The 24,436-nt window shown below is 70.2% G+C and carries 24 protein-coding genes and 1 riboswitch; of the genes, 11 read left to right on the top strand and 13 right to left on the bottom strand.

Annotated elements, in window-relative coordinates:
* Nucleotides 1–6: 6 nt before the first annotated feature.
* Both ACQP1N_RS26920 and ACQP1N_RS26915 read right to left on the bottom strand, forming a co-directional pair.
* Nucleotides 7–1,191 (bottom strand): amino acid deaminase/aldolase, encoded by a 1,185-nt coding sequence (locus tag ACQP1N_RS26920; protein WP_433232813.1) that lies wholly within the window; start codon nt 1,189–1,191, stop codon nt 7–9.
* Between the two features lie 41 nt (nt 1,192–1,232).
* Nucleotides 1,233–2,156, bottom strand: coding sequence for an alpha/beta hydrolase family esterase (locus ACQP1N_RS26915; protein WP_433227421.1), 924 nt, complete (start codon nt 2,154–2,156; stop codon nt 1,233–1,235).
* A gap of 171 nt (nt 2,157–2,327) precedes the next feature.
* Between ACQP1N_RS26915 and purU the strand changes: the two genes are divergently transcribed.
* Nucleotides 2,328–3,176, top strand: a complete 849-nt coding sequence (purU, locus tag ACQP1N_RS26910; RefSeq protein WP_067797208.1) for a formyltetrahydrofolate deformylase — start codon at nt 2,328–2,330, stop codon at nt 3,174–3,176.
* A 48-nt stretch (nt 3,177–3,224) separates the two neighbouring features.
* Here the strand turns inward: purU and ACQP1N_RS26905 are convergent, their stop codons facing one another.
* Entirely contained in the window at nt 3,225–4,598 is a 1,374-nt protein-coding gene (locus ACQP1N_RS26905; protein ID WP_433227420.1) for a cation:dicarboxylate symporter family transporter, read from the bottom strand.
* A 296-nt stretch (nt 4,599–4,894) separates the two neighbouring features.
* Between ACQP1N_RS26905 and ACQP1N_RS26900 the strand changes: the two genes are divergently transcribed.
* The 4 genes from ACQP1N_RS26900 to ACQP1N_RS26885 all read left to right on the top strand — a co-directional run bounded on the left by ACQP1N_RS26900 (nt 4,895) and on the right by ACQP1N_RS26885 (nt 8,685).
* Nucleotides 4,895–6,496, top strand: a complete 1,602-nt coding sequence (locus ACQP1N_RS26900) for a sensor histidine kinase (RefSeq protein WP_067797210.1) — start codon at nt 4,895–4,897, stop codon at nt 6,494–6,496.
* Entirely contained in the window at nt 6,493–7,164 is a 672-nt protein-coding gene (locus ACQP1N_RS26895) for a response regulator (protein ID WP_067797214.1), read from the top strand. The genes ACQP1N_RS26900 and ACQP1N_RS26895 overlap by 4 nt, the downstream gene beginning before the upstream one ends.
* Before the next feature lie 46 nt (nt 7,165–7,210).
* Nucleotides 7,211–7,369, top strand: coding sequence for a hypothetical protein (locus tag ACQP1N_RS26890; protein WP_157419180.1), 159 nt, complete (start codon nt 7,211–7,213; stop codon nt 7,367–7,369).
* 152 nt (nt 7,370–7,521) lie between these two features.
* On the top strand, nt 7,522–8,685 hold the full coding sequence (locus ACQP1N_RS26885) for a thiolase family protein (RefSeq protein WP_433227419.1): 1,164 nt from the start codon (nt 7,522–7,524) through the stop codon (nt 8,683–8,685).
* A gap of 11 nt (nt 8,686–8,696) precedes the next feature.
* Here the strand turns inward: ACQP1N_RS26885 and ACQP1N_RS26880 are convergent, their stop codons facing one another.
* Entirely contained in the window at nt 8,697–9,266 is a 570-nt protein-coding gene (locus ACQP1N_RS26880; protein WP_433227418.1) for a TetR/AcrR family transcriptional regulator, read from the bottom strand.
* Between the two features lie 89 nt (nt 9,267–9,355).
* Here ACQP1N_RS26880 and ACQP1N_RS26875 point away from each other — a divergent pair, with 89 nt between their 5' ends.
* Both ACQP1N_RS26875 and ACQP1N_RS26870 read left to right on the top strand, forming a co-directional pair.
* Nucleotides 9,356–9,817 carry a nuclear transport factor 2 family protein gene (locus ACQP1N_RS26875; RefSeq protein ID WP_433227417.1) on the top strand — a complete coding sequence of 154 codons (462 nt, stop codon included), beginning with the start codon at nt 9,356–9,358 and terminating at the stop codon, nt 9,815–9,817.
* A 471-nt stretch (nt 9,818–10,288) separates the two neighbouring features.
* The gene (locus tag ACQP1N_RS26870; protein WP_174548849.1) at nt 10,289–11,662 is read left to right on the top strand and encodes an XRE family transcriptional regulator; all 1,374 of its coding nucleotides are present in this window, start codon (nt 10,289–10,291) and stop codon (nt 11,660–11,662) included.
* A gap of 13 nt (nt 11,663–11,675) precedes the next feature.
* Here the strand turns inward: ACQP1N_RS26870 and ACQP1N_RS26865 are convergent, their stop codons facing one another.
* Genes ACQP1N_RS26865 through ACQP1N_RS26855 form a run of 3 tightly spaced genes read right to left on the bottom strand, consistent with a single transcriptional unit; the run spans nt 11,676 to nt 12,742 of the window.
* On the bottom strand, nt 11,676–11,981 hold the full coding sequence (locus ACQP1N_RS26865) for a helix-turn-helix domain-containing protein (RefSeq protein WP_084262839.1): 306 nt from the start codon (nt 11,979–11,981) through the stop codon (nt 11,676–11,678).
* Between the two features lie 5 nt (nt 11,982–11,986).
* A complete protein-coding gene (locus tag ACQP1N_RS26860; RefSeq protein ID WP_067797228.1) occupies nt 11,987–12,505 on the bottom strand; it encodes a DUF6879 family protein in 519 nt (172 codons plus the stop codon).
* Nucleotides 12,506–12,742 carry a hypothetical protein gene (locus tag ACQP1N_RS26855; protein WP_242608896.1) on the bottom strand — a complete coding sequence of 79 codons (237 nt, stop codon included), beginning with the start codon at nt 12,740–12,742 and terminating at the stop codon, nt 12,506–12,508.
* 346 nt (nt 12,743–13,088) lie between these two features.
* Between ACQP1N_RS26855 and ACQP1N_RS26850 the strand changes: the two genes are divergently transcribed.
* Nucleotides 13,089–13,460, top strand: coding sequence for a VOC family protein (locus tag ACQP1N_RS26850; protein WP_067797263.1), 372 nt, complete (start codon nt 13,089–13,091; stop codon nt 13,458–13,460).
* A gap of 110 nt (nt 13,461–13,570) precedes the next feature.
* Here the strand turns inward: ACQP1N_RS26850 and ACQP1N_RS26845 are convergent, their stop codons facing one another.
* The 4 genes from ACQP1N_RS26845 to gcvT are packed head-to-tail and all read right to left on the bottom strand — an operon-like array spanning nt 13,571 to nt 17,761.
* Nucleotides 13,571–14,941 carry an L-serine ammonia-lyase gene (locus ACQP1N_RS26845; RefSeq protein ID WP_433227416.1) on the bottom strand — a complete coding sequence of 457 codons (1,371 nt, stop codon included), beginning with the start codon at nt 14,939–14,941 and terminating at the stop codon, nt 13,571–13,573.
* A 58-nt stretch (nt 14,942–14,999) separates the two neighbouring features.
* The gene (gene glyA, locus ACQP1N_RS26840) at nt 15,000–16,256 is read right to left on the bottom strand and encodes a serine hydroxymethyltransferase (RefSeq protein ID WP_433227415.1); all 1,257 of its coding nucleotides are present in this window, start codon (nt 16,254–16,256) and stop codon (nt 15,000–15,002) included.
* On the bottom strand, nt 16,253–16,642 hold the full coding sequence (gcvH, locus tag ACQP1N_RS26835; protein WP_067797234.1) for a glycine cleavage system protein GcvH: 390 nt from the start codon (nt 16,640–16,642) through the stop codon (nt 16,253–16,255). Before gcvH ends, glyA begins: the two co-directional genes overlap by 4 nt.
* A 15-nt stretch (nt 16,643–16,657) precedes the next feature.
* A complete protein-coding gene (gene gcvT / locus ACQP1N_RS26830) occupies nt 16,658–17,761 on the bottom strand; it encodes a glycine cleavage system aminomethyltransferase GcvT (protein ID WP_433227414.1) in 1,104 nt (367 codons plus the stop codon).
* Between the two features lie 167 nt (nt 17,762–17,928).
* Nucleotides 17,929–18,024: riboswitch (glycine riboswitch) on the bottom strand.
* A gap of 175 nt (nt 18,025–18,199) precedes the next feature.
* Between gcvT and ACQP1N_RS26825 the strand changes: the two genes are divergently transcribed.
* A complete protein-coding gene (locus tag ACQP1N_RS26825) occupies nt 18,200–19,498 on the top strand; it encodes a M50 family metallopeptidase (RefSeq protein WP_433227413.1) in 1,299 nt (432 codons plus the stop codon).
* On the opposite strand, the gene ACQP1N_RS26820 is transcribed toward ACQP1N_RS26825, so the two are convergent.
* Nucleotides 19,488–20,585 (bottom strand): PLP-dependent cysteine synthase family protein, encoded by a 1,098-nt coding sequence (locus ACQP1N_RS26820; RefSeq protein ID WP_067797241.1) that lies wholly within the window; start codon nt 20,583–20,585, stop codon nt 19,488–19,490. The two genes, ACQP1N_RS26825 and ACQP1N_RS26820, sit on opposite strands and share 11 nt — an antisense overlap.
* Before the next feature lie 87 nt (nt 20,586–20,672).
* Between ACQP1N_RS26820 and ACQP1N_RS26815 the strand changes: the two genes are divergently transcribed.
* Entirely contained in the window at nt 20,673–21,851 is a 1,179-nt protein-coding gene (locus ACQP1N_RS26815) for a hypothetical protein (protein WP_433227412.1), read from the top strand.
* Here the strand turns inward: ACQP1N_RS26815 and ACQP1N_RS26810 are convergent.
* Nucleotides 21,848–23,374 (bottom strand): ATP-dependent DNA ligase, encoded by a 1,527-nt coding sequence (locus ACQP1N_RS26810; RefSeq protein ID WP_433227411.1) that lies wholly within the window; start codon nt 23,372–23,374, stop codon nt 21,848–21,850. The two genes, ACQP1N_RS26815 and ACQP1N_RS26810, sit on opposite strands and share 4 nt — an antisense overlap.
* Nucleotides 23,375–23,497: 123 nt before the next feature.
* On the opposite strand from ACQP1N_RS26810, the gene ACQP1N_RS26805 reads away from it, so the two are divergent.
* Nucleotides 23,498–24,238 carry a hypothetical protein gene (locus tag ACQP1N_RS26805; RefSeq protein WP_433227410.1) on the top strand — a complete coding sequence of 247 codons (741 nt, stop codon included), beginning with the start codon at nt 23,498–23,500 and terminating at the stop codon, nt 24,236–24,238.
* The last annotated feature ends 198 nt before the right edge of the window (nt 24,239–24,436 follow it).

Here is a 24,436-nt window from a genome sequence, read left to right as displayed (position 1 = left end):
TACGCGCTACAGGAACGTCCGGCCCTCGCCTCGGTAGGTCGGGACGGCGCGGATGTGGCGGGCGTCTTCGATCAGGTGCAGGGCGTCGAAGCGTTCGCACAGCTCACCGGCCTTGGTGTGGCGGAACCAGACGCGGTCGCCGATGGCCAGTACGTCGGCGGCGTGGCCGAGCAGCGGTGTCTGCACCTCCCCGGCGCCCTCGTCGGTGTCGTAGGACAGGCCGGTCGGCAGGTACGGCTGGGGGAGGCGGGCGGCGTCGGCCGGTCCGGACGCCAGGTAGCCGCCGCCGAGGCACGTCGCGACGCCGGGGCCCGGACGCCGGACGACGGGCAGCGCGAACAGCGCGGCGGGACGCCCGGTGAAGTTGGAGTACTGGTCGAACAGGTGCGGCTGGTAGAGGCCGGAGCCCGCCGCGATCTCGGTGACGGCGCGTTCGGCGGCGGTCTTCTCGACGCTGCCGGTGCCGCCGCCGTTGACGAACTCCAGGTCGGTCAGTTCCCGGACGGCCCGGACGATCGCGGCCCGCCGCCGGGCCAGCTCGATCCGGGACCGCCGCTGCATGGCGCGGATGGCACGGGCCCGCGCGGGACGTCCGGGCGGGACGTCCCCGACGCCGGCGATCTGCGACTCGTAGGCCATCAGCCCGACGAGGTCGAACGCGGGCCGTTTGAGGATCCGCTCGGCGAACGCGCGCACCTCGGCGGGGGTGCGCAGCGGGGAGCGCAGCGCGCCGATCCGGATCCGCCCGCCCAGCGGACGGTAGGAGGCGTCGATGTCGATGCAGACCCGGATGTTCCGGTCGCCGGCGGCGGCCTCGATCAGGTCGAGGTGCTCGCGGCAGTCGACCATGAGCGTGATGGTGCGGGCGGCTTCGGGGTCGGCGGCGAGGGCGGCGATGGCCGTCCGGTCCGCGGTCGGGTAGGCGACGAGGATGTCGTCGCTGACGCCCTCGGCGGCCAGCCAGAGCGCCTCGGGGAGCGTGAACGCCATGATCCCGGCGAAGCCGTCCATGGCGAGGGCCTCCTCCAGGAGGGCCCGGCAGCGCACCGACTTGCTCGCGACGCGGATCGGCTTGCCCGCGGCGCGGCGGACGAGGTCGGCGGCGTTGGCGCGGAAGGCCGCCAGGTCGACGACGGCGAACGGTGCCTCGATTCCGGCGGTCGCGGCGTCATAGCGGTCCCGGAGGTTCATGGTCGTCACACTGCCACACTAGCGGGAAATGTGAAAAGTCCTCACGTACTGCGGGGATGTGCGGCGAAGAAGTCCCACAGCATCGGGGTGGCCCTGTCCGGCCACGCGTGCGTCCCGCCGTTGATCTTGCAGAAGGTCACCGCGACGCCCTGCTCGCCCTTCCCCGTGCTCGCGCACTCGGTGCGGGCGTCCGGCGCCTTCACCTTCCGGCGGGGTTTCGGCAGACCGGCGAGCCTACGCCAGAACTCGACCGCCTCGGACACCGGCGGGAACGGGCGCCTGTCGTTGAGGTCGCGGTTCCCGCCGCCGTAGTACGGGACGTTCCGGTCGGCCGTCCCGTGGAAGATCATCGCCGAGACCGGCCGGCCGGGATCGCACTCGGTCACCAGGGCGCCCTCGACGACCCCGATCGCCGCCACCCTGTCCGGTTTCTCGCAGGCCATCCGGTAGGCCATGCCCGCGCCGTTGGAGAACCCGGTGACGTAGACGCGCCTGGAGTCGGCCAGCCCGGCACCGGTGAGCGTGTCGATCAGCTTGGTCAGGAACCCCACGTCGTCGATGTCCCCGATCTTCGCGGGGCCGCAGCAGGCGCCCGCGTTCCAGGTGGTCATGAACCCGTCGGGATAGGCGACGAGGAAGCCGTGCTCGTCCGACAGTTCGTCGAAGCCGGTCAGGTCCTCCATCTTGTTCATGTCGGCGAGCCCGCCGTGCAGGGCGATGACGAGCGCGGGCGGCTCGGCCGGCCTGCCGTCCTTCCACACGCCGTCCGCCACCTTCGGCGGGACGTGCAGCAGGAACTCCCGGTGCCCGACCGTCCCCACGTCCAGCTTCTGCTTGTGCGTGCCCGCGGAGGTGGGGATGCCGTCCACCTTCGCCGGACGCTTGCCGCCCTCGTCTCCGGTCTCTTGGGTGCAGCCGGCGACGACGAGGACGGTCGTCAGGGCCACGAGCAGGATCCGCCGCATGCCGGCAAACGTAACCCCAATGAACCCCCGCAAACTACTCACCAGTAGACAGGTCCTCGCACGTGAGCCGGCACGCCGTCTCACGTGTCGCCACGCGAAGGACGGGGACGGGACGCGTAAGCTCGATGGGACCCATTCTGAGCTGCCGCGTTGCGATGAAGAGTGAGACCCGTGAACGAATTCGTCCTGACCCTGTCATGCCCCGACCGGCCCGGCATCGTCGCCGCCGTCTCGGGGCTGCTGGCCGAGCGCGGGTGCAACATCGTGGAGAGCCAGCAGTTCGGGGACGGCGAGTCCGGCACGTTCTTCATGCGGGTGCAGTTCGCGGTGCCCGGCGGCGCCGACCCGGACGAGCTGCGCGGCGCGTTCGCGGCGCTGGCGCCGGAGCTGGGGCTGCAGTGGCGGCTGCACGCGCTGGCCGACCGGCCGCGCGTACTGATCATGGTGTCGAAGGGCGGGCACTGCCTGAACGACCTGCTCTACCGGACGCGGTCGGGCCTGCTCGACATCGACATCGTCGCCGTCGCGTCCAACCATCCCGACCTGCGGCCCCTCACCCAGTCGTACGGGATCGACTACCACCACCTGCCGGTCGGGCCGGGCGGCAGGCCGGCGCAGGAGGCGGAGGTCCTCACGCTGGTCGAGCACTACCGCGCCGACCTCGTCGTCCTCGCCCGGTACATGCAGATCCTCTCGGACGACTTCTGCGCCAAGCTGCCCGGCGCGATCATCAACATCCACCACTCGTTCCTGCCGAGCTTCAAGGGTGCCCGCCCCTACCACCAGGCGCACGCGCGCGGCGTGAAGCTGATCGGCGCGACCGCGCACTACGTCACCGCCGACCTGGACGAGGGGCCGATCATCGAGCAGGAGGTCGCACGCGTCGACCACACCCACAGCCCGGAGGAACTGGTGGCCGTCGGACGCGATGTCGAGTGCCTCGCGCTCGCCCGCGCCGTGCGCTGGCACGCCGAACACCGCGTCCTGCTCAACGGCGACCGGACGGTCGTCTTCCGCTGACGGCCGTCCGGTGCCAGGAGGGGCGGCCCGGCACCGGACGGCCGGTCCTCACGCCGTCGCCGGCGCGGGTTCCGCAGTGGCCGGCTTCGGGACGGGGGCGTGGTCGTCCAGCAGCGTGTCCTCGTTGAACGGGTCCTCACCGGCGAGGACGGCGCGGGCCCTGTCCGCGTCGAACTCCTTCGTCCACGACCCGATCACCACCGTGGCGACGGCGTTGCCCGCGAAGTTCGTCAGCGCGCGGGCCTCCGACATGAACCGGTCGATGCCGACGATGAAGCCGACCCCGTCCACCAGTTCGGGCTTGTGCGACTGGAGGCCGCCCGCGAGCGTGGCGAGCCCGGCGCCGGTGACGCCCGCCGCGCCCTTGGACGCGACGATCATGAACAGCAGCAGCGGGAGCTGCGCGCCGAACGACAGCGGCTGGTCCTGCGCGGACGCGATGAACAGCGTCGCCATCGTCAGGTAGATCGCCGTGCCGTCCAGGTTGAACGAGTAGCCGGTCGGGACGGTGATGCCGACGACCGGCCGGCTCACCCCGAAATGCTCCATCTTCGCGATGAGCCGCGGCAGCGCCGACTCCGACGACGACGTCGACAGGATCAGCAGGAACTCGCGGGCCAGGTAGCGCAGCAGCGACAGGATGCCGATCCGGCTGACCGCCCACAGCACCGCGCCGAGCACCACGAACACGAACACCACGCAGGTCGCGTAGAAGCCCAGCATGATCACCGCGAGGCTCTTCAGCGCCGCCCAGCCGCTCGACCCGACCACCGCCGCGATCGCGCCGAACGCGCCGACCGGTGCCGCCCACATGATCATCCAGAGAACGCGGAAGACGAGCCGCTGCAGATGCTCGACGCCGCGCAGGACCGGCTCGCCCGCCGGCCCGAGGCCCTGCAGCGTGAATCCGACCAGCAGCGCGACCAGCAGCGCCTGCAACACCTGGCCCTCGGTCAGCGACGACACCAGCGTGGCCGGGATGATCCCGAGCAGGAACTCGGTGGTGCCCTCGCCGCCCGCCGCCTGCTCCTTCGCCGCCGTGACCGACGACGGATCCAGGTGCAGGCCCTCGCCCGGATGCAGGACGTTCCCGACCGCGAGCCCGATGGCCAGCGCGAACGTCGACATCACCATGAAGTAGCCGATCGTGACGAGGCCGACCTTGCCCACCTTGGCCGCCTTGGTGACCGAGCCGATGCCGAGCACGATCGTGCAGAAGATGATCGGTGAGATCATCATCTTGATCAGGTTCACGAACCCCGAGCCGATCGGCTTCAGTTCCTTCGCGAAGTCGGGGGCGATCAGCCCGACGACCGCGCCCGCGACCACGGCCCCGAGGACGGCGAGATACAGGTAATGGATGCGGTCGCGCTCAGAGCGTTCCGGTCTTTGCGGCGAATCGGGTTTGGTCGGGTCGGCCATGGTGAACTCCTCGGCTCTGATCACCGGGAACGAACACGCGGGGCGCGGCGGGAGGAGCGGCGCCCGTCCCGGGAGGATCCGGGACGGGCGCCCGCTGCCCGGCGGTCGCCCCTGCGCCGGGACGGGCGGCGCAGGCACACGGTGGGCGCCCGCTGTGGGGGGAAGCCGCAGGTCGGGAGCGTGGTCGGGCGGGGGTGGAATGCTTGCAACCGTCACTATGCGGGGTTCTGTGACGACGGTCACGCTTGTGTACATTTCGTTCACGACGTGACCGGAGGAAGAGGTACGAAAGACCGATGCGGCGTCCCCGCTGGGCGATGCCCGGCAACTGGAGCGTGGCGCGGCAACTGCTGGTGCTGCAGGCCGCGGTCGTCGGGCTGCTCGTCGTGGCCGGCGCCGTCCTCGCCTACCTGGACTCCGGGCGGGTCGCCAACGAGAGCGCGGCGCAGACCGTGACGGCGGTCGCGGCGAGCATCGCCGACGCGCGGGACGTCCGGGCGGCGCTCGCGACCCCCGACCCGAGCCGGCTGCTGCAGCCGTACGCCGAACGCGTCCGGCGCGACACCGGCGTCGACTTCATCACGATCATGACACCGGACGGGATCCGGTACACCCATCCCAACCCGGCCCGGATCGGCGGGCATTTCGTCGGGAACACCGCGCCCGCCGTCGCCGGCCGGACGTTCACCGAGACCTACACCGGGACGCTCGGCCCGTCCGTCCGGACCGTCGCGCCGGTGTTCGACGACCGGCACCGCGTGGTGGCGCTGGTCGCGGCCGGCATCACGGTCCGGGTGATCTCCGCCGAGCTGCGGCAGCGGCTGCTCTTCCTCGCCGCCGTGGCGGGCGTCGTGCTCGCCGCCGGGATGACCGGCAGCTACCTGGTCTCCGCCCGGCTGCGCCGCCAGACGCGCGGGGTCGCGCCCGGCGAGCTGCGCGAGATGTTCGAGTACTACGAGGCGATCCTGCATTCCGTCCGCGAGGGCCTGCTCATCCTCGACCGGGCGGGACGCGTCGTCCTCTGCAACGACGCCGCCCTCGACCTGCTCGACCTGCGCGAGCAGCCGCGCGGACGGCCGGTCACCGCGCTGGACCTGCCGGACGAGCTGGTCGCGACCCTTGTGTCCCGCAAACCGCGTCCGGACGAGATCCACGTCGGCGACACCCGCGTCCTCGTGGTGAACACCTCGCCCGTCCGCTCCCGCGACCGCGCGATGGGGAACGTCGTCACGTTCCGCGACCACACCGAGTTGCAGGGGCTGACCGGCGAGCTGGACACGGTGCGCGGCTTCGCCGAGTCGCTGCGCTCCCAGGCCCACGAGGCCGCGAACCGCCTGCACACGGTCGTTTCGCTGGTCGAGCTGGGCCGTCCCGAGCAGGCCGTCGAGTTCGCCACCGCCGAGCTTGCCACCGCGCAGCGGCTCACCGACCGGGTCGTCGACGCCGTCACCGAACCCGTCCTGGCGGCGCTGCTGCTCGGCAAGTCCGCGGAGGCCGCCGAGCGCGGCGTCGAACTCGTCATCACCGAGGACACCGCGATCGAGGGCGCCGTCGAGGCCCGCGACCTCGTGACGATCCTCGGCAACCTCATCGACAACGCGGTGGACGCCGCGATCGAGAACGCCGGCGCCCGGCCGCCCCGCGTCGTCGTCACCGCCCGCGTGGAGGACGGGACGCTGCTGCTGCGGGTGTCCGACAGCGGACCGGGCATCGACCCGGCCGCCGTGCCCGACATGTTCCGGCGCGGGTGGACGACCAAGACCTCCGGCGGCCTGGTCGGGCACGGCCTCGGCCTCGCGCTGGTCGGCCAGGCCGTCCGGCGCCATCGCGGTGACGTCCGCGTGGGGCACGACTCCGGCGCCGTGTTCACCGTCCGACTCCCCCTGGACCGGCCATGATCAGAGTGCTCGTCGTCGAGGACGACCCGGTCGCCGCCGAGGCGCACCGCGTCTATGTCGAACGCGTCGCCGGATTCACCGTCGCCGGCGTCGTCCACTCCGGGGCGGACGCCCTCCGCTTCTGCGAACGCACCCTCGTCGATGTCGTCCTCCTCGACTTCTACCTGCCCGACACCCACGGCCTCACCGTCTGCCGCGCGCTCCGCGCCGGGGGCCGTGACGTGGACGTCATCGCCGTCACCTCCGCCCGGGACCTCGCGGTGATCCGCTCCGCCGTGTCGGTCGGCGTCGTCCAGTACCTGCTGAAACCGTTCACCTTCGCCTCCCTGCGGGACAAGCTCGTCAGCTACGCGCGCTTCCGCGAGCAGACGGTGGGCACCGGTGAGGTCAGCGGCCAGGCCGACGTGGACGGGATGCTCGCCACCCTCCGCACTCCCGACCGCCGCGTGCTGCCGAAGGGGATGAGCGAGGAGACGCTCCAGGCCGTCACCGATGTGCTGGCCCGTGCGTCCGACGGGCTGTCCGCCGCCGCTGCCGCCGACCTCACCGGCGTCTCCCGCGTCACCGCGCGCCGCTACCTGGAGTACCTGGCGAAGAGCGGCCTGGCGCGCCGCAAACCCCACTACGGCCAGGTAGGCCGCCCGGAAGTGCGCTTCTACCCGCGGTAGACGGGGTACCTAGGGGACGACAGTGAAGCGACATCGGGGAGTTGTCGTGAGCGACAAGCCTGGCAAGCCCAAGGACAGGCCGGACACCGAACCGGAGCGCGAGGAGCGCCCGCCTCGCACCGAGAACGCGAAGGGCGCGCCCCAGAAGAAGAAACCGGGCGACGCCGCCCGCAAGATGCGCGAGATGTTCAAGGGCGGCGGCTAGCGGCCCGTCCCACCCCGGACGCCCGGACACGAGTCCAGGCGTTTCCAGCGCCACGGATGTGAGGGGGCGCACGTCCGGGGTCGGTTGTGCTTTCCAACTTGAGGTGCGGATACTGGCACTGTTAGTTGGAAAAGCCAACCGAGGAGGACGCCATGCGGGACGCGGTGATCGTGGAGGCGGTGCGGACGCCGCTGGGCAGGGGGAAGGCGAACGGGGCCCTGCACGGCGACCATCCGGCCGACCTGCTGGCCCGGACGCTGAAGGCGCTGGTCGAGCGGGCCGGGATCGACCCGGGGGAGGTGGACGACGTCATCGGCGGAGTCGTCACCCAGGCCGGCGACCAGGCGCTCAACATCACCCGCACGGCCGTGCTCGGCGCGGGGTTCCCCGAGAGCGTCCCGGCCATGACGGTCGACCGGCAGTGCGGCTCGTCCCAGCAGGCGCTGCACATCGCGGCGCAGGGCGTGCAGAGCGGCGCCTACGACATCGCGATCGCGTGCGGGGTCGAGTCGATGTCGCGGGTGCCGATGGGGTCGAGCGTCCTGCCCGGGAGCGACCCGTTCGGGACGATGCTCGGCGAGCGGTACCCGGGCGGGCTGGTGGGACAGGGCGTCAGCGCCGAGCTGATCGCGGCCCGCTGGGGCTTCGCACGCGAGGAACTCGACGCCTACGCCCATGAGTCGCACCGGCGCGCCGCCGAGGCGTGGAAGAACGGCGAATTCGACCGGGAGGTCGCCTGGGCGGGGCAGCGGGACGAGACCGTCCGCCCCGGGACGTCACCGGAGGTCCTCGCCGGCCTCAGGCCCGCCTACTACGACGAGCGGACGGCCGAGCGGTTCCCCGAGATCGGGTGGAAGATCACCGCCGGCAACGCCTCCCCGGTCAACGACGGTGCCGCCGCCGTCCTGGTGATGGGCGCGGACGTCGCCGAGCGGCTGGGGCTGCGGGCGCGCGCCCGGTTCCACGCGTTCGCCGTGACCGGGGACGACCCGCTGCTGATGCTCACCGCGATCATCCCGGCGACCGGGAAGGTGCTGCGGCGCGGCGGCCTCACCCTGGACGACATCGACCTGTTCGAGGTGAACGAGGCGTTCGCCCCGGTCGTCCTCGCCTGGCAGCGGGAGACCGGCGCCGACCTCGCGCGGGTCAACGTGCGCGGCGGCGCGATCGCGATCGGCCACCCGCTCGGCGCCAGCGGTGCCCGCCTCATGACGACGCTCCTGCACGCCCTCGAAGACCGCGGTGGACGGTTCGGGCTGCAGACCATGTGCGAGGCGGGCGGGATGGCCAACGCCACCATCGTCGAACGGCTCTGACCGGCGGGCCGCTAGGGGGCCGCGTCCAGCAGGGCCTGGGCGCCGGTCCGGGCGCGGACGGCCGCGGTGGGGTCGCCATGGATGCCGGCCACCACGATCGCTCCCTCGGCGAGCAGGTAGATCGGTTCGGCGGCGGATGCGTCGACGGCGGCGACCAGCACGGCGACCTGGTCGTGGAAGGCGTGCTTGTGCGCTTGCGCCGCGGCGGCGATCGCCGGGGACGACGAGCCGAGTTCGCCGTGCGCGTTGACCCAGGCGCAGCCGCGGAAGCCGGGCTCGGCGAACCACTCGCCGAGCCAGTCGAACAGGGCGAGGACCCGCTCCCGGGGGTCGGGCACCTTGTCCAGATGGGCCGCCAGGTTCCCGCGCCAACGCCGGTCGCGGCGCTCCAGCATCGCGACGACGAGGGCCTCCTTCGTCGGGAAGAGCCGGTAGATGCGCTTGAGGGGCAGGCCCGAGGCGGCCCGCAACTCGTCCATGCCGACCGCTTGGACGCCCTGCCCGTAGAAGAGTCTCTCTGCGACGTCCAGCAGCGCCCGGCGGTCCAGGGCCTGCTGCTCCTCGGTGATCGCGGCCGGCATGGGGGCTCCCGCTTGACGTTGAGAACGGTCGTTCCCTACGTTAGTGGACGTTGGTAGAGAACGTACGTTCTCAACATGAGGAGGCCGTCATGGCGCAAGCCCGTCCGCCCTACCCGCCGTTCACCCTGGAGACCGCCCTGCAGAAGGTCCAGTCGGCCGAGGACGCCTGGAACACCCGCGACCCGCAGCGGGTGGCGCTGGCCTACACGCCCGACTCGGTCTGGCGGAACCGGGACCGGTTCGTCACCGGCCGCGAGGAGATCATCGCCTTCCTGACCGAGAAGTGGGAGCGGGAGCTCGACTACGCGCTGCGCAAGAGCCTGTGGGGATTCCGCGAGAACCGGATCGCCGTCCGGTTCCAGTACGAGTGCCGCGACCTCGACGGGCAGTGGTGGCGCAGCTACGGCAACGAGCTGTGGGAGTTCGACGAGCACGGCCTGATGCGGCGCCGCGAGGCGAGCATCAACGATCTGCCGATCGGCGAAGCCGACCGGCGCATCCACGGCCCGCGCCCCGCGGCCGAGCACGGGATCGACATCCCGCTCCACTAGCATCCCGCGACACCACCCGCGGAACTCAACCGCCCGGGTGCCCGGTCGCCTTGCGCAGGGCGACCGCGAGACGGTTGCGTGCCTCGGTCTGGGCGGCGATGCGCTCGTCCAGGACCTTGAGCCGGGCGAGCGCGATCTGGACGCCCTAGCCGGACAGGGACACAAGGATTGCCGTCAAGGAGTTTGACGGAGACTCCCGTCTGCCCTCTGACCTGGGGATGCGCCGAGTGCGTGTCGTGTTGGGTCGGCGGTGGTCCGGCCTGGTCCGGGGGCGTTGGCTCCCTCTCCGGCTCCCCATTGCCGGGTAGGAGCCTCCCGGCAACGGGTGGGCAAAGGTGTTCGTGTCTTTGTTGTCGGATGCCCGTGCTTGATCTGCTCTAACAGGTCGGCATGGGAGCCATGTTGAGGTTACTGTGAAAAGGATTGGCCTGGGGCTGCTGACAACGGGATAGCGGAAGGTGCGTGTCCCTCATGACGACCGACGATGCTCGGCGCGCACAAGCGGTGCGCTTGAAGACCGAACGCGAACGGCGCGGTTGGGGCGTGCGTAGAATGGCCCGGTTCCTGCGCGATGCCGTGGATGACCATCAAAAGCCGGAATTACCGTCGTTCGTGACGTACGTCAAGCGGTGGGAGTCCGGAGCCGTCGAGATCACCGACGCGCGTTACCGAGCCGCGTATGCCCGCGTGCTGGGCATCCCCGAATCGGATCTACTCGGCCCGACCCCGGCCGCCGCTCTGAGTGCTGACGGCGAGCTTGCCGGGCTCGTCCCCGATCGGAAGCAGGGGGGAGATCGAAACACGTCCCTCGCGGGTACGCTGGTTGGGAGTCCTGCTCCCAACCAGGAGGACGACGTGAGACGCCGCGCAGCACTACAGGTGATCGCCGCGCTCAGCGCAGGGGTCGCGATTCCACCGGGAACCATTGAAACGGCACTCTCCGGGGTTGAGGAGGCGTTTGGTAACCCCCTGGACGTTGCCGAGTGGGAACGCCTGGTATCTGATTATGATTATCGGCTCCACATTTCGCCGGCGGGCGCGATGGTAGGTGACTTGACTTCCGACCTTGTGGCCATGGGCGAATTGTTCAAGCGTCGCCTTCCGCCTTTGCAGCAAGCGGGATTACTGCGAGTGTGTGCAGCGCTTTCCGGCTTATTGGCTATTGAGTTCGTGGACGCCAATGACCAGCGTTCGGCGCGCATCGTATGGGCTACCGCCATTCGTGCAGCGGACGCGTCCGGTGATCGGGAAATGCAGATCTGGACGCGAGGACGAGCCGCTCAAGACGCATTCTTCGCTGGACGCTCTCCCTCGGTTGTCGCAAAATTGGTGGATGAAGCCGTACAAATAGCGGGCGGGGCACCCTCTTTTGGGCTGGCGCGTGCTTATGTTGCACGTACTTGCCTTGCGGTTCACCAAAACGACAATGAGGGTGTTCGCGTCTCGTTGGCGGATTTGAACCGTACTTGTGAAAGCATGTCCAATTCTTCTATCGGGCAGTCGGTTTTTGAGTACCGAGAGGCTCAACGACTCTGGGCCGAATCTTACGCCTATGTGCATATTGGGGATAAACGTGCCGAATCATCTCTGACTCAAGCCCGTGCACTCTATCCGGTGACTGCTTTTGCTCCACAAGCAAATCTTGCACTTATGCAAGCGGTGTCGCTGGTAAAAGAGTGCGAGATTGCGAACGGTCTTCAATTGGCTTTGGATACGCTTCAAGTGCAGACACGTGGTAGTGCCGGGGGGCGTTTGCTGGCTAGATCTATCGTTGGTCTCTTGCCTGGGCAAGCTCGCGCTCTGCCGGAAGTGCGCGAAATCCATGCTCTGTCGGACGCCGTTTAGCTAGTCCATTCGCCTACGTGGCTCTGCCGTGTTCTTCGGTGTGGGGTTCGCCCACTCCGGTACTCTGTAGTTTCCCTGTTCGGGTGCTACGAAGAGACGTCGTTTCTTCGGGAATCTGATCCTCGGCACCGCAGGCCCGACACCAAAGCCGGATGTCATCCTCGGATGGATTCTGTCTCGCATGTTCGATGCGGGACACTTTGGTGAAGTGAAGTCCCGTAGCGGTGGCCAGGGCACGTCCCGTCAGGTTCGCATCCTTGCGAAGGTCACGGAGACGTGCCCCGAACGCTTCCTTGGCCTTGTGGACCTGACTCGACATCTGGCCTAGACGGGCTCGTACTCGCTATGCGGGGTGCCCAGTTGCCACACGGCCGCGAAGGCGGAGCGGCAGAGGTCGATATGGGCCGGGTTTGTTGACGTCTCTATTCCGGTTGAGGCGCCTTCGCCTGAATAGTGCATCCAGACCACAAGAGAGCCGTCAATGATGTAGCAGTCATTTCCGGGGAGCGGTATGGACGAGATGCGACGCCGGGGAATCCAGCGAATATCTTCCCCTGCGTCCACGAGTGGTTGTGTAGTGGAGTGCGCCCAGTGTTGATACTCGCTCAGGGGTTCCGAGACCACCAATGCGCGCCGGAAGGTCTTCCCGGCTGCGGTTCCGCGTCGCAGCGTGTCACACCAGCCTTGCAGCCATACGAAGTCGTCGGGCTCTCCGGCCTTCCATTTTGCCATTTGCGGGATCTCTGTCTCGGTTCCGTAGGCGTCCCTCATCTCCAGATGGAGGACCTCGCTGCTGAACCCTTCGAAGAGGGCGTCGAATGCTTCGCGGCCGAGTGCCGCCATTTACCTGCCCTCTTCCTCGGTTCCGTCATGGTCCGCCTGGTTCTGGAAGAAGGGGATCATCCTGTCCGGGATCTCAACGGCGGATTCTCCCTCGGGGATGTTCATCTCCGCGAGCACGTCGGGGTCGGTGACGTCCCAGCCCTGAACGAGCCATGAGCCTCTGTCCGTCCGGTAGAGCGTCGGTGAGCCGTTGGGGCGAGAGTCGGGGTCTTGAGCGATCTTGCGGATACGCATCATCGGCGCCTCCCAGGCCGGTATTTCACGGTGTTGCATCACCCGAGGCTCATGGGATATCGGTGGGTGAGTCAATGATGTTTCAGGAAGTTTCACGGCTACACCCTTCGGTGGCCGCTGATTTGCCGACCTCGTGTTGGTATGTGCTGCCGTGTTGCCTCGGAACCGCTCCCAAGCCTGCTCCCGCCACAGTGCTTGTGCGCTCTGTGGAGGTGCTCGGCGCCGGCACTGGGTGGCTGCGTGCCCGGGGTCGAATCCCTGGGGGCGTCGTTGTCCCAGTGATCCCCGTACTCGCTGAGCGTGACTGCGATCGCGGAGTGGTTGAGAGCGGGATGTGGTAGAGAAGATCATGGCCTGTCGTATCACCGAGCTCGTGGTGGATTGTCGGGATCCGGACTACCTTGCCCGCTTCTGGTGTGAGGTGCTGGGCTTTGTCGTGCTGGGGAAAGAGGGGGACGACGTCGAGATCGGCTCCCCGGACAGGGAGGACGATCGCCGGCTCACTCTGGTGTTCAGCCGGACCGAGGAGCCCAAGAACGGCAAGTTGCGCCTGCATTTCGATGTCAACAGCACCGACCGTGACCAGGACGCCGAGCTGGAACGCCTTCTTGCCGCGGGTGCGCAGCGCGCCGACGTCGGTCAGAGCGGCCAGGAGTCCTGGTACGTGCTCGCCGACCCGGAAGGCAACGAGTTCTGCCTCCTGCGAGCCCGCGTCTCTTGAGGAGCCGCATCCGCTTCCGGGGAAGCCATGGGAAACGGGAAGGCGTAAGACGAGTTCGGCGGGGTTAGGCGTGCTGTCCTGGCCAGGGCTTGAAGGCCCTGGCCAGGTGATCAGCACTCGATGACGTTGACGGCGAGGCCGCCGCGCGAGGTCTCCTTGTACTTGTCGAGCATGTCGCGGCCGGTGTCGCGCATGGTCTTGATGGCCTTGTCGAGGGAGACGAAGTGGCGGCCGTCGCCGCGCAGGGAGATGCGGGCGGCGCTGATGGCCTTGATGGCGCCCACCGCGTTGCGTTCGATGCAGGGGACCTGGACGAGGCCGCCGACGGGGTCGCAGGTGAGACCCAGGTTGTGTTCGATGCCGATCTCGGCGGCGTTCTCGACCTGTTCGGGGGTGCCGCCCAGGACCTCGGTGAGCCCGGCGGCGGCCATGGAGCAGGCGGAGCCGACCTCGCCCTGGCAGCCGACCTCGGCGCCGGAGATGGAGGCGTTCTGCTTGAACAGGACGCCGATCGCGCCGGCGGTCAGCAGGAAGCGGACGATGCCGTCGTCGTCGCTGGGCAGGAAACGGTCGTAGTAGTGCAGGACGGCCGGGATGATGCCGGCGGCGCCGTTGGTGGGGGCGGTGACGATGCGGCCGCCTGCGGCGTTCTCCTCGTTGACGGCCAGGGCGAAGAGGGTGACCCAGTCCATCGCGTGGAGGGGGTCGGAGGCCTTCTCCGCCGAAAGCTGGCGATGGAGCTGGGGGGCGCGGCGGCGTACTTTCAGGCCGCCGGGCAGCAGGCCCTCGCGGGCGCAGCCCCGGGCCACGCAGGCGCGCATCACCTGCCAGAGGTCCAGGAGCCCGGCGCGGACCTCCGCGGCGGTGCGGCCGAACGCCTCCTCGTTCTCCAGCATCAGGGCGGAGACCGACAGGCCCGTCTCGTGGCAGCGGTCGAGGAGTTCGGCGGCCGTGTCGAACGGGTGGGGCAGGACGGTGTCGTCCGGCTTGATGCGGTCGGCGCCGGTGGCGTTCTCGTCCAGGATGAACCCGCCGCCGACCGAGTAGTAGACCTTGGAGCGCAGCTCGTCGCCGGAGGCGTCGAACGCGGCGAAGCGCATGCCGTTGGGGTGGCCGGGGAGCGACTTCTTGCGCTCGAAGTGCAGGTGCTCGTTGACCACGAAGGGGATGTCGTGGTCGCCGAAGAGGCGGAGGGCTCCGCGTTCGCGGATGGCGGCCAGGCGCTCGTCCACCCGGTCCACGTCGACCAGTTCGGGTTTGTCGCCTTCGAGGCCGAGGATGACGGCCTTGTCGCTGCCGTGGCCCTTCCCGGTGAGGCCGAGCGAGCCGTAGAGGACGACCTGGACCGTCGCCGTTTTCTCCAGGAGCCCGTCGCGTTCCAGGCCGCGGGCGAAGCGGTGCGCCGCCGCCATGGGGCCGCCGGTGTGGGAGGAGGACGGGCCGATGCCGATTTTGAACAGGTCGAAAACGCTGATGGCCATTGCTACCTCGTTGTAGCTGCGCCCCCTCCCCCGGGAAAGGGGAGGGGGCGCGTCGATGTCACAGGTTCGGATACAAGGGGTGCTTGTCCGCCAGCGCCTTCACGCGGGCCGCGAGGGCGTCGCGGTCGAAGGACGGCTGCAGGGCCAGCGCGATGATGTCGGCGACCTCGGTGAAGTCCTCGGCGGTGAAGCCGCGGGTGGCGAGGGCCGGGGTGCCGATCCGCAGGCCGGAGGTGACCATCGGCGGACGCGGGTCGTTCGGCACCGCGTTGCGGTTGACCGTGATGCCGATGTCGTGCAGCCGGTCCTCGGCGTCGCGTCCGGTGAGCTCGGAGTCCACCAGGTCGACCAGGACGAGGTGGACGTCCGTCCCGCCGGTGAGGACCTTCACGCCGGCCTTGGCCGAGTCCTCGGCGAGGAGGCGCTCGGCGAGCAGCCGCGCGCCCTCGATGGTGACCGCCTGCCGGGCCCTGAACTCCTCCGACGCGGCGATCTTGAGGGTGACGGCCTTGGCGGCGATCACGTGCTCCAGCGGGCCGCCCTGCATACCGGGGAACACCGCGGAGTTGATCTTCTTGCCGTACTCCTCGCGGGCGAGGATCAGCCCGCCGCGCGGGCCGCCGAGCGTCTTGTGCGTGGTCGTGGTGACGATGTCGGCGTGCGGGACGGGCGAGGGGTGCAGCCCGGCCGCCACGAGCCCGGCGAAGTGCGCCATGTCGACCATGAGCAGCGCCCCGACCGAGTCGGCGATCTCCCGGAACGCCGCGAAGTCGAGCTGGCGCGGGTACGCCGACCAGCCCGCCACGATCATCTTCGGGCGGTGCTCCGCCGCGAGCGCGGCGACCTCGTCCATGTCGACCAGGCCGTCCTCGGCGCGGACGTGGTACGGCACCACGTTCAGCACCTTGCCGGAGTAGTTCAGCCGCATCCCGTGGGTGAGGTGACCGCCGTGCGCGAGGTCGAGCCCGAGGATCGTGTCGCCGTGCTGCAGCAGCGCGAAGTACACCGCCGTGTTGGCCTGCGCGCCGCTGTGCGGCTGGACGTTCGCGTGCTCGGCGCCGAACAGCGACTTGGCCCGGTCGATGGCGAGCTGCTCGGTGATGTCGACGTACTCGCAGCCGCCGTAGTAGCGCTTGCCCGGGTACCCCTCGGCGTACTTGTTGGTCAGGACGGAGCCCTGCGCCTCCAGCACGGCGACCGGCGCGAAGTTCTCCGACGCGATCATCTCAAGGGTGGACTGCTGGCGCCGCAGCTCGGCGGCGACCGCCTCGGCGACCTCCGGGTCCGCCGCGGCGAGCGAATCGTAGAGGCTCATGACTCCTCGATCAGCTTGTCGTAGGCGACGGAGTCGAGCAGATCGCCCGGCTCCTCGGAGATCCGGACCTTGAAGATCCAGCCCTCCCCGTAGGGGTCGTCGTTGATGACCTTCGGCTCGTCCACCACGGCGCTGTTGATCGCGGTGATCTCGCCGCTGACGGGGGAGTACAGGTCGCTGACCGACTTGGTCGACTCGACCTCGCCGCAGGGCTCGCCCGCCTCGACGGTGTCGCCCTCGGACGGCTGCAGCTCGATGTAGACGATCTCCCCGAGGGCGTCGGCGGCGTGCGCCGTGATGCCGACGGTGACGATGCCGTCCTCGCCGCCGAGGCCGGACACCCACTCGTGCTCTTCGCTGTAGCGGAGCTGCTCCGGAACGCTCACGATCTCTTCTCTCTTTCAGGAACGCTTGTAGAACGGCAGGTCGACCACGTCCACCGGCTCGGGGCGGCCGCGGACGTCCACGGCCAGGTCCGTCCCCTCAACGCCGCTGTCGAGGTACGCCATGGCGATCGGCTTGCCCAGTGTGGGCGAAGGCGCGCCGCTCGTCACGACCCCGCACGGCGTGCCGCCGGACGTGACGACCTGGTACCCCTTGCGGGGCGCGCGACGCCCCCGCGCGACCAGTCCCACGAGCCTACGGCCCGGTGGGGTCTTCGCCCGCTCCGCCAGAGCGGCCTTACCCACGAAATCGACCGCCTTGTCCAGCTTCACGACCCGGCCGAGGCCCGCCTCGAACGGCGACGTCTCGGCGGTCAGCTCGTTGCCGTACAGCGGCATACCCGCTTCGAGGCGCAGCGAGTCGCGCGCCGCGAGCCCCGCCGGGACGACCCCCTCCACCCCGGCGAACGCCCGCCACAGCGCGACGGCGTCGGAGGCGGCCACGAACACTTCGAAGCCGTCCTCGCCCGTGTAGCCGGTGCGGGCGATCAGCGCGTCCAGGCCGGCGACCCGCCCGGCGAGGATCGCGTAGTACTTGAGGCCCGCCACCGGCGCGTCGGTGAACCCTTCGAGGATCTCCTGCGCACGCGGGCCCTGCAGGGCGATCAGCGCGTACGCGTCGGAACGGTCCTCGACTTCGGCGTCAAAGCCCGCGGCCCGGTCGATCAGCGCGTCCCGGACGACGGCCGCGTTCGCCGCGTTCGCGACCACCATCCACGTCTCGTCTTCCAGCCGGTAGACGATCAGGTCGTCGAGGACGCCGCCGTCCGGCGCGCAGATCATCGTGTAGCGGGCCTTGCCGACCGGCATCGGCGACAGGTTGCCGACCAGCGCGAAGTCGAGCGCGGCGCCCGCGGCCGGCCCGGAGAGGAAGATCTCCCCCATGTGCGAGAGGTCGAACAGCCCGGCGCCGGTACGGACGGCCTCGTGCTCGGCGGTCTCGCTCTTGTAGCGCAGCGGCATCAGGTAGCCGGCGAAGTCGACGAGGTTCGCGCCGAGGTCCTGGTGGACGTCGTGCAGCGGCGTCTGCTTCGCGTTTTTCGCGGTCGGATCGGCGGGCATGGGTTCGGCTCCTTCGTCACGGGCACGCGTGGTCCATCGTCCCACTCGCGCACCGGGCGTGTCGGTGCCTCCCCCTCTGTCATCGGCGCCTGAGAGCTTCACCCGCCGCCGGGCGGCGGGCTTTCACCTTCGGCGGGGGAACGGGGTCCCCGCTTTCCAGAGGTCGCCTAGTCCGTGCGGTCCGTGGGCCTGAGAGGTTCCGGGGAGGGTTTGCTCCTTCGGCGTCCCTCGCCGGCTACGAGGGACTCTCCCGCACGGGATCGTCGGCTGGACGTCAATCTAGCAGCGGCCATGCCGTGCGACCACCCACGGTCGGCCCGGGTTTGCGGAGCGGCGATGCCGATCTTGGGCAACCGAAGCGGAGCAGATCACGTACCCTGAGTTGGTTGCTGGAGATCACCCGCGGTGGGCGGGAGCACGAGCTGAGGGGCAAGCCGCATGGTCTATCTGGCAGGAATGCTGATCCTGTTCTTCGGCCTGCTGGTGTCCATCGCCCTGCACGAGCTCGGGCACTTCTCGTTCGCCAAGCTCTTCAAGGTGCGGACGACCCAGTTCATGGTCGGGTTCGGCCCGACGATGTGGTCCAAGCGCAAGGGCGAGACCGAGTACGGGGTCAAGTGGATCCCGCTCGGCGGCTACATCCGCATGATCGGGATGCTGCCGCCGCGCAGGGGCGACGCCCCGGGCCAGGTCCGGCGGGTCAGCACGGGCCCGTGGCAGGGGCTCATCGAGTCGGCGCGCGGCGCCGCGCTGGAGGAGGTCCGGCCCGGCGACGAGGACCGCGTGTTCTACGCCAAGAAGTGGTGGCAGAAGCTGCTCATCATGTTCGGCGGGCCCGCGATGAACCTGCTGCTCTCGGTGATGTTCTTCGCGATCCTGCTGATGGGGATCGGCACGAAGCAGCCGCAGCCGGTGATCCACGAGGTCCTCGCCTGCATGGTGCCCGCGAGCCAGTCGCAGGTGAAGGACTGCCCGGCGAACGCCACGCCGACGCCCGCCGCGAAGGCGGGGCTGAAGGCGGGCGACCGGATCGTCTCGTTCGACGGCAAGAAGATCGACGACTACGCGCAGTTGCAGGAGCTGATCCGCAGGGACGGCGGCAAGACCGTCCCGATGACCGTCCGGCGCGACGGGCGGGACGTGCGGCTGACCGTCCCGATCACCCGCAACCAGATGTACGACCTCAAGGACGAGAAGAAGATCGTCAACGTCGGGTTCCTCGGCATCACCCCCGCCAGCGCGATCGAGCGGCAGGGGCCCGGCGCGGTCGCGAGCACGATGGGCGATATGACCGCGCGCACCGCGGGTGCGCTGCTGCGGATGCCGCAGAAGATGGTCGGCGTCTGGAACGCGGCGTTCAGCGACGAGGAGCGCGACCCGAACGGGCCCATCGGCGTCGTGGGCGTGTCCCGCATCGGCGGCGACGTGGCCGCGTCCGAGAAGCTCAGCGGCACCGAGAAGGTCTCGTTCTTCGTGATGCTGCTCGGCTCGCTGAACCTCGCGGTCGGGCTGTTCAACCTCGTGCCGCTGCTGCCGCTGGACGGCGGCCACATCGCCGGCGCGCTGCTGGAGGCGGTCAAGAAGGCGTTCGCCAGGATCTTCCGCCGGCCCGACCCCGGTTATGTGGACGTCGCCAAGGCGCTGCCGGTGACGTACGTGATGGCCATCGTGCTGATCGTGATGGGCGGCCTGCTGATCTACGCCGACCTCGTCAACCCGGTGAAGTTCACTGGATAGCGGGCATCTCGCCGGTCTTCAGGAAGCCGTCCAGCGCGGCCAGGCAGGGCGCGATGTCGAGGCCCTGCTCCGCGAGCCAGGCGTCCGACCCGTAGGTGCCCGCGTAGCGTTCGGCGCCGTCGCAGATCAGCGTGACGACGCTGCCGCGCTCGCCGCGCGCCCGCATCTGCGCGATCAGCTCGGCCGCGCCCCACATGTTGGTGCCGGTCGAGCCGCCGACGGCGCGGCCGCTGACCCCGGTCGTCCAGCGCATCGCCGCGATGGACGCCGCGTCCGGCACCCGGATCATCCGGTCGATCACCGTCGGCAGGAACGACGGTTCGACGCGGGGCCGTCCGATGCCCTCGATCCGCGAGCCCGCCGCCGTCCGCCCGGGGTCGCCGTCGGCGAACGAGCCGTGGAACGCCGACCCCTCCGGATCGACGACCGCGAGCCGCGTCTGGAACCTCCGGTACCGCACGTACCGGCCGATCGTCGCGGACGTCCCGCCGGTGCCCGCGCCGACCACGATCCAGGACGGCTCGGGGAACCGCTCCAGCCGCATCTGCTCGAAGATCGACTCGGCGATGTTGTTGTTGCCGCGCCAGTCCGTGGCCCGCTCGGCGTAGGTGAACTGGTCCATGAAGTGGCCGCCGCACCCGGCCGCGAGCCGCCGCGACTCGTCGTAGATCGCGGACGGGTCGTCCACCAGATGGCAGCGGCCCCCGTGGAACTCGATCAGCTGGATCTTCTCCGGGCTGGTCGACGCCGGCATCACCGCGATGAACGGCAGGCCGAGCAGCCGCGCGAAGTACGCTTCGGACACCGCCGTCGACCCGCTGGACGCCTCGATGATCGTGGTGTCCCGGTGGATCCAGCCGTTCGCCAGCCCGTACAGGAACAGCGAGCGGGCGAGCCGGTGTTTCAAAGAACCCGTCGGGTGGACGGACTCGTCCTTCAGGTAGAGGTCGATGCCCCATTCCGGCGGCAGCGGGAACACATGCAGGTGTGTGTCCGCGCTGCGGTTGGCGTCGGCGTCGACCAGGCGGATCGCCTCGGCGATCCATGCGCGGTATCCAGGGTCGCAGCGGTCCACGGTGCGGCTCACGGCAGTGTTCTCCTCGATCGTCGTTGATCGGCCGGGTCCACGATATCCGCGCACTTCACGGTGCATTATGGAGGATGCGGGGGGCAGATGATCGAGATGTTCGACGAGCGGATCCTGGCGACCGGGCGGCTGCCGCTGTTCGGGTTCTTCGTGGCGTTCATCATCACGTTCGTGCTGACGCGGGTGAACGTCCGGCTGATCCGCGCGGACGTCCGCTGGTGGTTCCGCAATGTGACCGTGGGCGACCTCCACATCCACCATGTCGTGTTCGGTGTCGTGCTGATGCTGCTCGGCGGGGTGGGGAGTTTCGCCGTCCCGGACGCCTATGTCGGCCTTGAGGTGGGTGCGGCCGTCGTGTTCGGCATGGGCTCCGCCCTCGTCCTGGACGAGTTCGCGCTGATCCTGCACCTCAGCGACGTGTACTGGACGGAGAAGGGCCGCGCGTCCGTCGACGCCGTGTTCGTCGCGATCGCGGTGACCGGGCTGCTGCTGCTCGGCATCCGCCCGCTCGGCTACGAGGGCATCGCGCCCGATCCGGGCACCGGCATCCTCACCCGCGTCTACGCCGTGTCGCTCGTCGTCAACCTCGTCTTCGCGGTGATCACGCTGATGAAGGGCAAGATCTGGACGGGCCTCATCGGGCTGTTCGTGCCCGCGTTGCTGATCGTGGGTGCGATCCGGGTGGCGCGGCCCGGCTCGCCGTGGTCGCGGTGGCGCTACGGCCCGGACTCGCGCAAGTACCGGCGGGCCGTCCGGCGGGAGAAGCAGTTCCGCCGGCCGCTGATCCGCGGCAAGATCTGGGTGCAGGAGTTCATCGCGGGGCGGCACGACCTCATCCCGCCCGAGCTCCTGCAACGCCGCGCCGAGGCCGCCGAGCGGACCCGCCGCCGGCTGCGCGGCGCGCGGATGGCGGCCCGCGCCGAACGCGGCACCGCCGCCGGGCGCCGGGCCGCGCGGCGAGCGGCGCGCCGCGCCGCACGGCAGGCGCAGGACGGGACGCGGCGCCGGGCCTCCGCCCGCGCCGAGCGCAAGGCCGCCGCGCGCACGCTGTCCCAGGTCCGCCGCCGGACCACGTCCCGTATGCGGGCCCGCGCCCTGGAAAGGCGGGGCCGCCGCTCCCGCCGGGGCGGGGAGTTCCCACCCGGTGTCCGGCCCGGCGGGCGGCTCCCGCCGACGCCACCGGAACCCGCCGAGCCCGTTCAGCCCGCCGAGCCGGCTCGGCTCGGCGAGCCGGCCGCCGGCAAGGGCGACGACCCGCAGCCCTAGTCGATGACCGGGGCGACGGCGCGGACGGTGCCGATCGTGTCGGCCTCCGCGGCGGACTTGTCGGGCCGGTACCGCAGGACGCGTGCGAACCGCAGCGCGATGCCGCCGGGATAGCGGGGACTGCGCTGGACGCCGTCGAACGCGATCTCGACGACCAGTTCGGGACGGACGTGCACCGTCCGGCCGTCCTCCCGCACGGCCAGTTCGCGGAACTTCTTCGTCTGCCAGGCGAGCAGCTCGTCGGTGAGCCCCTTGAACGTCTTCCCGAGCATGACGAACCCGCCCGTCTCGGGGTCGCGGGCGCCGAGATGGAGGTTGGACAGCAGCCCCTGGCGGCGCCCGTGCCCCCACTCCGCGGCGAGAACGACCAGGTCGAGGGTGTGCCGCGGCTTGACCTTGAGCCACCCGGCGCCGCGCCGCCCGGCCGTGTAGGGCGTGTCGAGCGACTTGACCAGGACGCCCTCGTGCCCCCGCGCGACGGCCTCGTCGAACATCGCCTTGGCCCGCGCCGGATCCCCGGTGACGATCCGGGGCATCCGCAGCTCCGCCGGCACGACCCGCGCGAGCGCCGCGTTCCGCTCGGCCCCCGGCGCGTCGAGCAGGTCGTTCCCGTCGAGATGAAGGACGTCGAAGAGGAAGACGCTCAGCGGTACCGGATCGGCCGTCTTCGCCGTGCGGGTCGCGGTGCGGGCGGCGGTGACCTGGAAGGGGTGGGGGTGGCCGCCCGGGCGCAGGGCGATCAGCTCGCCGTCGAACACCGCCTCGCGGACGGGCAGGCCGTGCACGGCCTCGGTAACCTCGGGCAGCCGGGAGGTGATCTCGTCCAGGGTCCGGGTGAAGACCCGTACCTCGCCGCCGGAGACGTGCACCTGCGCGCGGATGCCGTCGAGCTTCCACTCGACGGCCGCCTCCGCCTTGAGCTTGCCGAACGCCTCGTCGATGGACGGTGCCGACGCGGCCAGCATCGGCTTGACCGGCCGGCCGACCTCCAGCGTGAACGCGCGCAGGCCGTCCGCCCCGTCCGCGAGGGCCGCCGTGGCGACCGGCCCCAGCGAGCCGCGCAGCATGAACGCGCGCCGCACCTGCGCGGACGGCACCCCGGCCGCCACCGCGATCGCCTCGGCCATCACCCCGTCCAGCGCGCCCTGCCGCAGCTCGCCCGCCAGCAGCCGGATGAGGAAATCCTGCTCGTCGCGGGTGGCGCGGCCGAGCAGCGCCGCGACCAGCTCCCGCCGCCGCGCGACCGACCCCGCCCCCGACACCGCGCCGATCCCGGAGAACGCCGCGTCCACCTCCGCGACGGTCAGCGACGGCCCGGCGGCCGGCGGCGGCACCTCGCGAAGCGATGCGTATCCGACGCCGATCTGGCGTTGCGGCAGCTCACCCGACAGGTAGGCGACCACGGTCGCGGCCTGCCCGGCGCCCGCCCGGCGCAGGCACTCCGCGAGCGCGGATACCTTGGCCTTCCGGCCGGAGGTGCCCGCCACCGCCCCCGACGTCCGCGCGATCTCCGCTATCAGCACCCCTCCAGTGTGACCATGGGGGCTGACAATCCACACCGTCCGGGGGCTTGGTCAGGGGCGGCGCGCCTGACTACGTTGACGGGAGTGCGGGCCATGACGAGTCGGGGGAGTGAGGAGCGGGACGTGGGGCCTCGGCGTCCGGTCGAACCGTTCCAGCGGCCGTACTCGGGGCCGGAGCCGCCGTCCGCGGCGCGCCGGCCGAGGCGGCTCGTGCTGCTGGTCGCGGGCGTCGCGTTCGCCGTGGCGGCGGTGGCCGTCTTCCTGGTGGCGCCCGGCAAGGGCGGCGGGACCGACAGGGCGTCGGTGACGCCGCGCCGGAGCGTCCCGCCGCGGACGCCGCCGTCCGAGCCCGCGGAGCGGGCACGGGTCGTCACGGCGCTGCCGCCGCCGTGCGGGACGGTGACCGAAGGCACCGTCGAACGTGCCGTGCCCAAGGCGACCAGACGGCAGAGCGCGAACTCGACGCTCACCACGTGCACGTACTCCTCGACGGGGTCGGAGTTCCGCTGGCTGCGGGTGGAGACGCGGCTGTACGCGCCCGCCAACACCGGGACCCCGGTGCGGGACGCCGAGAGCTACTACGACGCGCAGTGGGCCCAGGCGCACGCCGCCCCGCTCGTCCAGACGATCACGCTGGAGCGTCAAGGCGGTGTCGGGGACGAGGCGTTCCGCTGGTTCAAAGCCGACGCGGGGCAGCCGACCGTGGTCGGGCAGGTCACCGTCCGGGTCCGCAACGCGGTCTTCACGGTCAGCTACAGCGAGCGGGCGCCCGCCAAGGGCGAGCGGGCGGAGCGGGAGCGCGGCTGCCTCGCCGAGGCGACCACCGCCGCCCGCGAAGTGCTCGCGGCGCTAAATCATTTCTGACCTGATTCGGCCGAGCATGGCACGTTTTCTGTCAATACCTCTAGGGTGATCCAGTAAAGGGGAGGCGGTATGCCGATCATGCCCCCGTATCGGGCGTCGGATCGGCGTGCTGGTGGCGCCGTGGAGGAGGAGGTCGACGACGTGACCGTGCAATCAGTAGGAGTGTCCTGGGTGAGATAACTCCAGGACAGCGCCCAT

It is taken from the genome of Actinomadura formosensis (genome assembly GCF_050948385.1).
GTDB lineage: Bacteria > Actinomycetota > Actinomycetes > Streptosporangiales > Streptosporangiaceae > Spirillospora > Spirillospora formosensis.
Note: the sequence above shows the minus strand (reverse complement) of the source record. Positions and strands in the feature narration are given on the sequence as shown.

Coding starts and splice junctions, on each gene's coding strand:
- ACQP1N_RS26920 (WP_433232813.1), bottom strand. CDS start 1,191: ATGAACCTCCGGGACCGCTATGACGCCGCGACCGCCGGAATCGAGGCA.
- ACQP1N_RS26915 (WP_433227421.1), bottom strand. CDS start 2,156: ATGCGGCGGATCCTGCTCGTGGCCCTGACGACCGTCCTCGTCGTCGCC.
- ACQP1N_RS26905 (WP_433227420.1), bottom strand. CDS start 4,598: ATGGCCGACCCGACCAAACCCGATTCGCCGCAAAGACCGGAACGCTCT.
- ACQP1N_RS26900 (WP_067797210.1), top strand. CDS start 4,895: ATGCGGCGTCCCCGCTGGGCGATGCCCGGCAACTGGAGCGTGGCGCGG.
- ACQP1N_RS26895 (WP_067797214.1), top strand. CDS start 6,493: ATGATCAGAGTGCTCGTCGTCGAGGACGACCCGGTCGCCGCCGAGGCG.
- ACQP1N_RS26885 (WP_433227419.1), top strand. CDS start 7,522: ATGCGGGACGCGGTGATCGTGGAGGCGGTGCGGACGCCGCTGGGCAGG.
- ACQP1N_RS26880 (WP_433227418.1), bottom strand. CDS start 9,266: ATGCCGGCCGCGATCACCGAGGAGCAGCAGGCCCTGGACCGCCGGGCG.
- ACQP1N_RS26875 (WP_433227417.1), top strand. CDS start 9,356: ATGGCGCAAGCCCGTCCGCCCTACCCGCCGTTCACCCTGGAGACCGCC.
- ACQP1N_RS26870 (WP_174548849.1), top strand. CDS start 10,289: ATGACGACCGACGATGCTCGGCGCGCACAAGCGGTGCGCTTGAAGACC.
- ACQP1N_RS26865 (WP_084262839.1), bottom strand. CDS start 11,981: ATGTCGAGTCAGGTCCACAAGGCCAAGGAAGCGTTCGGGGCACGTCTC.
- ACQP1N_RS26860 (WP_067797228.1), bottom strand. CDS start 12,505: ATGGCGGCACTCGGCCGCGAAGCATTCGACGCCCTCTTCGAAGGGTTC.
- ACQP1N_RS26855 (WP_242608896.1), bottom strand. CDS start 12,742: ATGATGCGTATCCGCAAGATCGCTCAAGACCCCGACTCTCGCCCCAAC.
- ACQP1N_RS26850 (WP_067797263.1), top strand. CDS start 13,089: ATGGCCTGTCGTATCACCGAGCTCGTGGTGGATTGTCGGGATCCGGAC.
- ACQP1N_RS26845 (WP_433227416.1), bottom strand. CDS start 14,941: ATGGCCATCAGCGTTTTCGACCTGTTCAAAATCGGCATCGGCCCGTCC.
- glyA (WP_433227415.1), bottom strand. CDS start 16,256: ATGAGCCTCTACGATTCGCTCGCCGCGGCGGACCCGGAGGTCGCCGAG.
- gcvT (WP_433227414.1), bottom strand. CDS start 17,761: ATGCCCGCCGATCCGACCGCGAAAAACGCGAAGCAGACGCCGCTGCAC.
- ACQP1N_RS26825 (WP_433227413.1), top strand. CDS start 18,200: ATGGTCTATCTGGCAGGAATGCTGATCCTGTTCTTCGGCCTGCTGGTG.
- ACQP1N_RS26815 (WP_433227412.1), top strand. CDS start 20,673: ATGATCGAGATGTTCGACGAGCGGATCCTGGCGACCGGGCGGCTGCCG.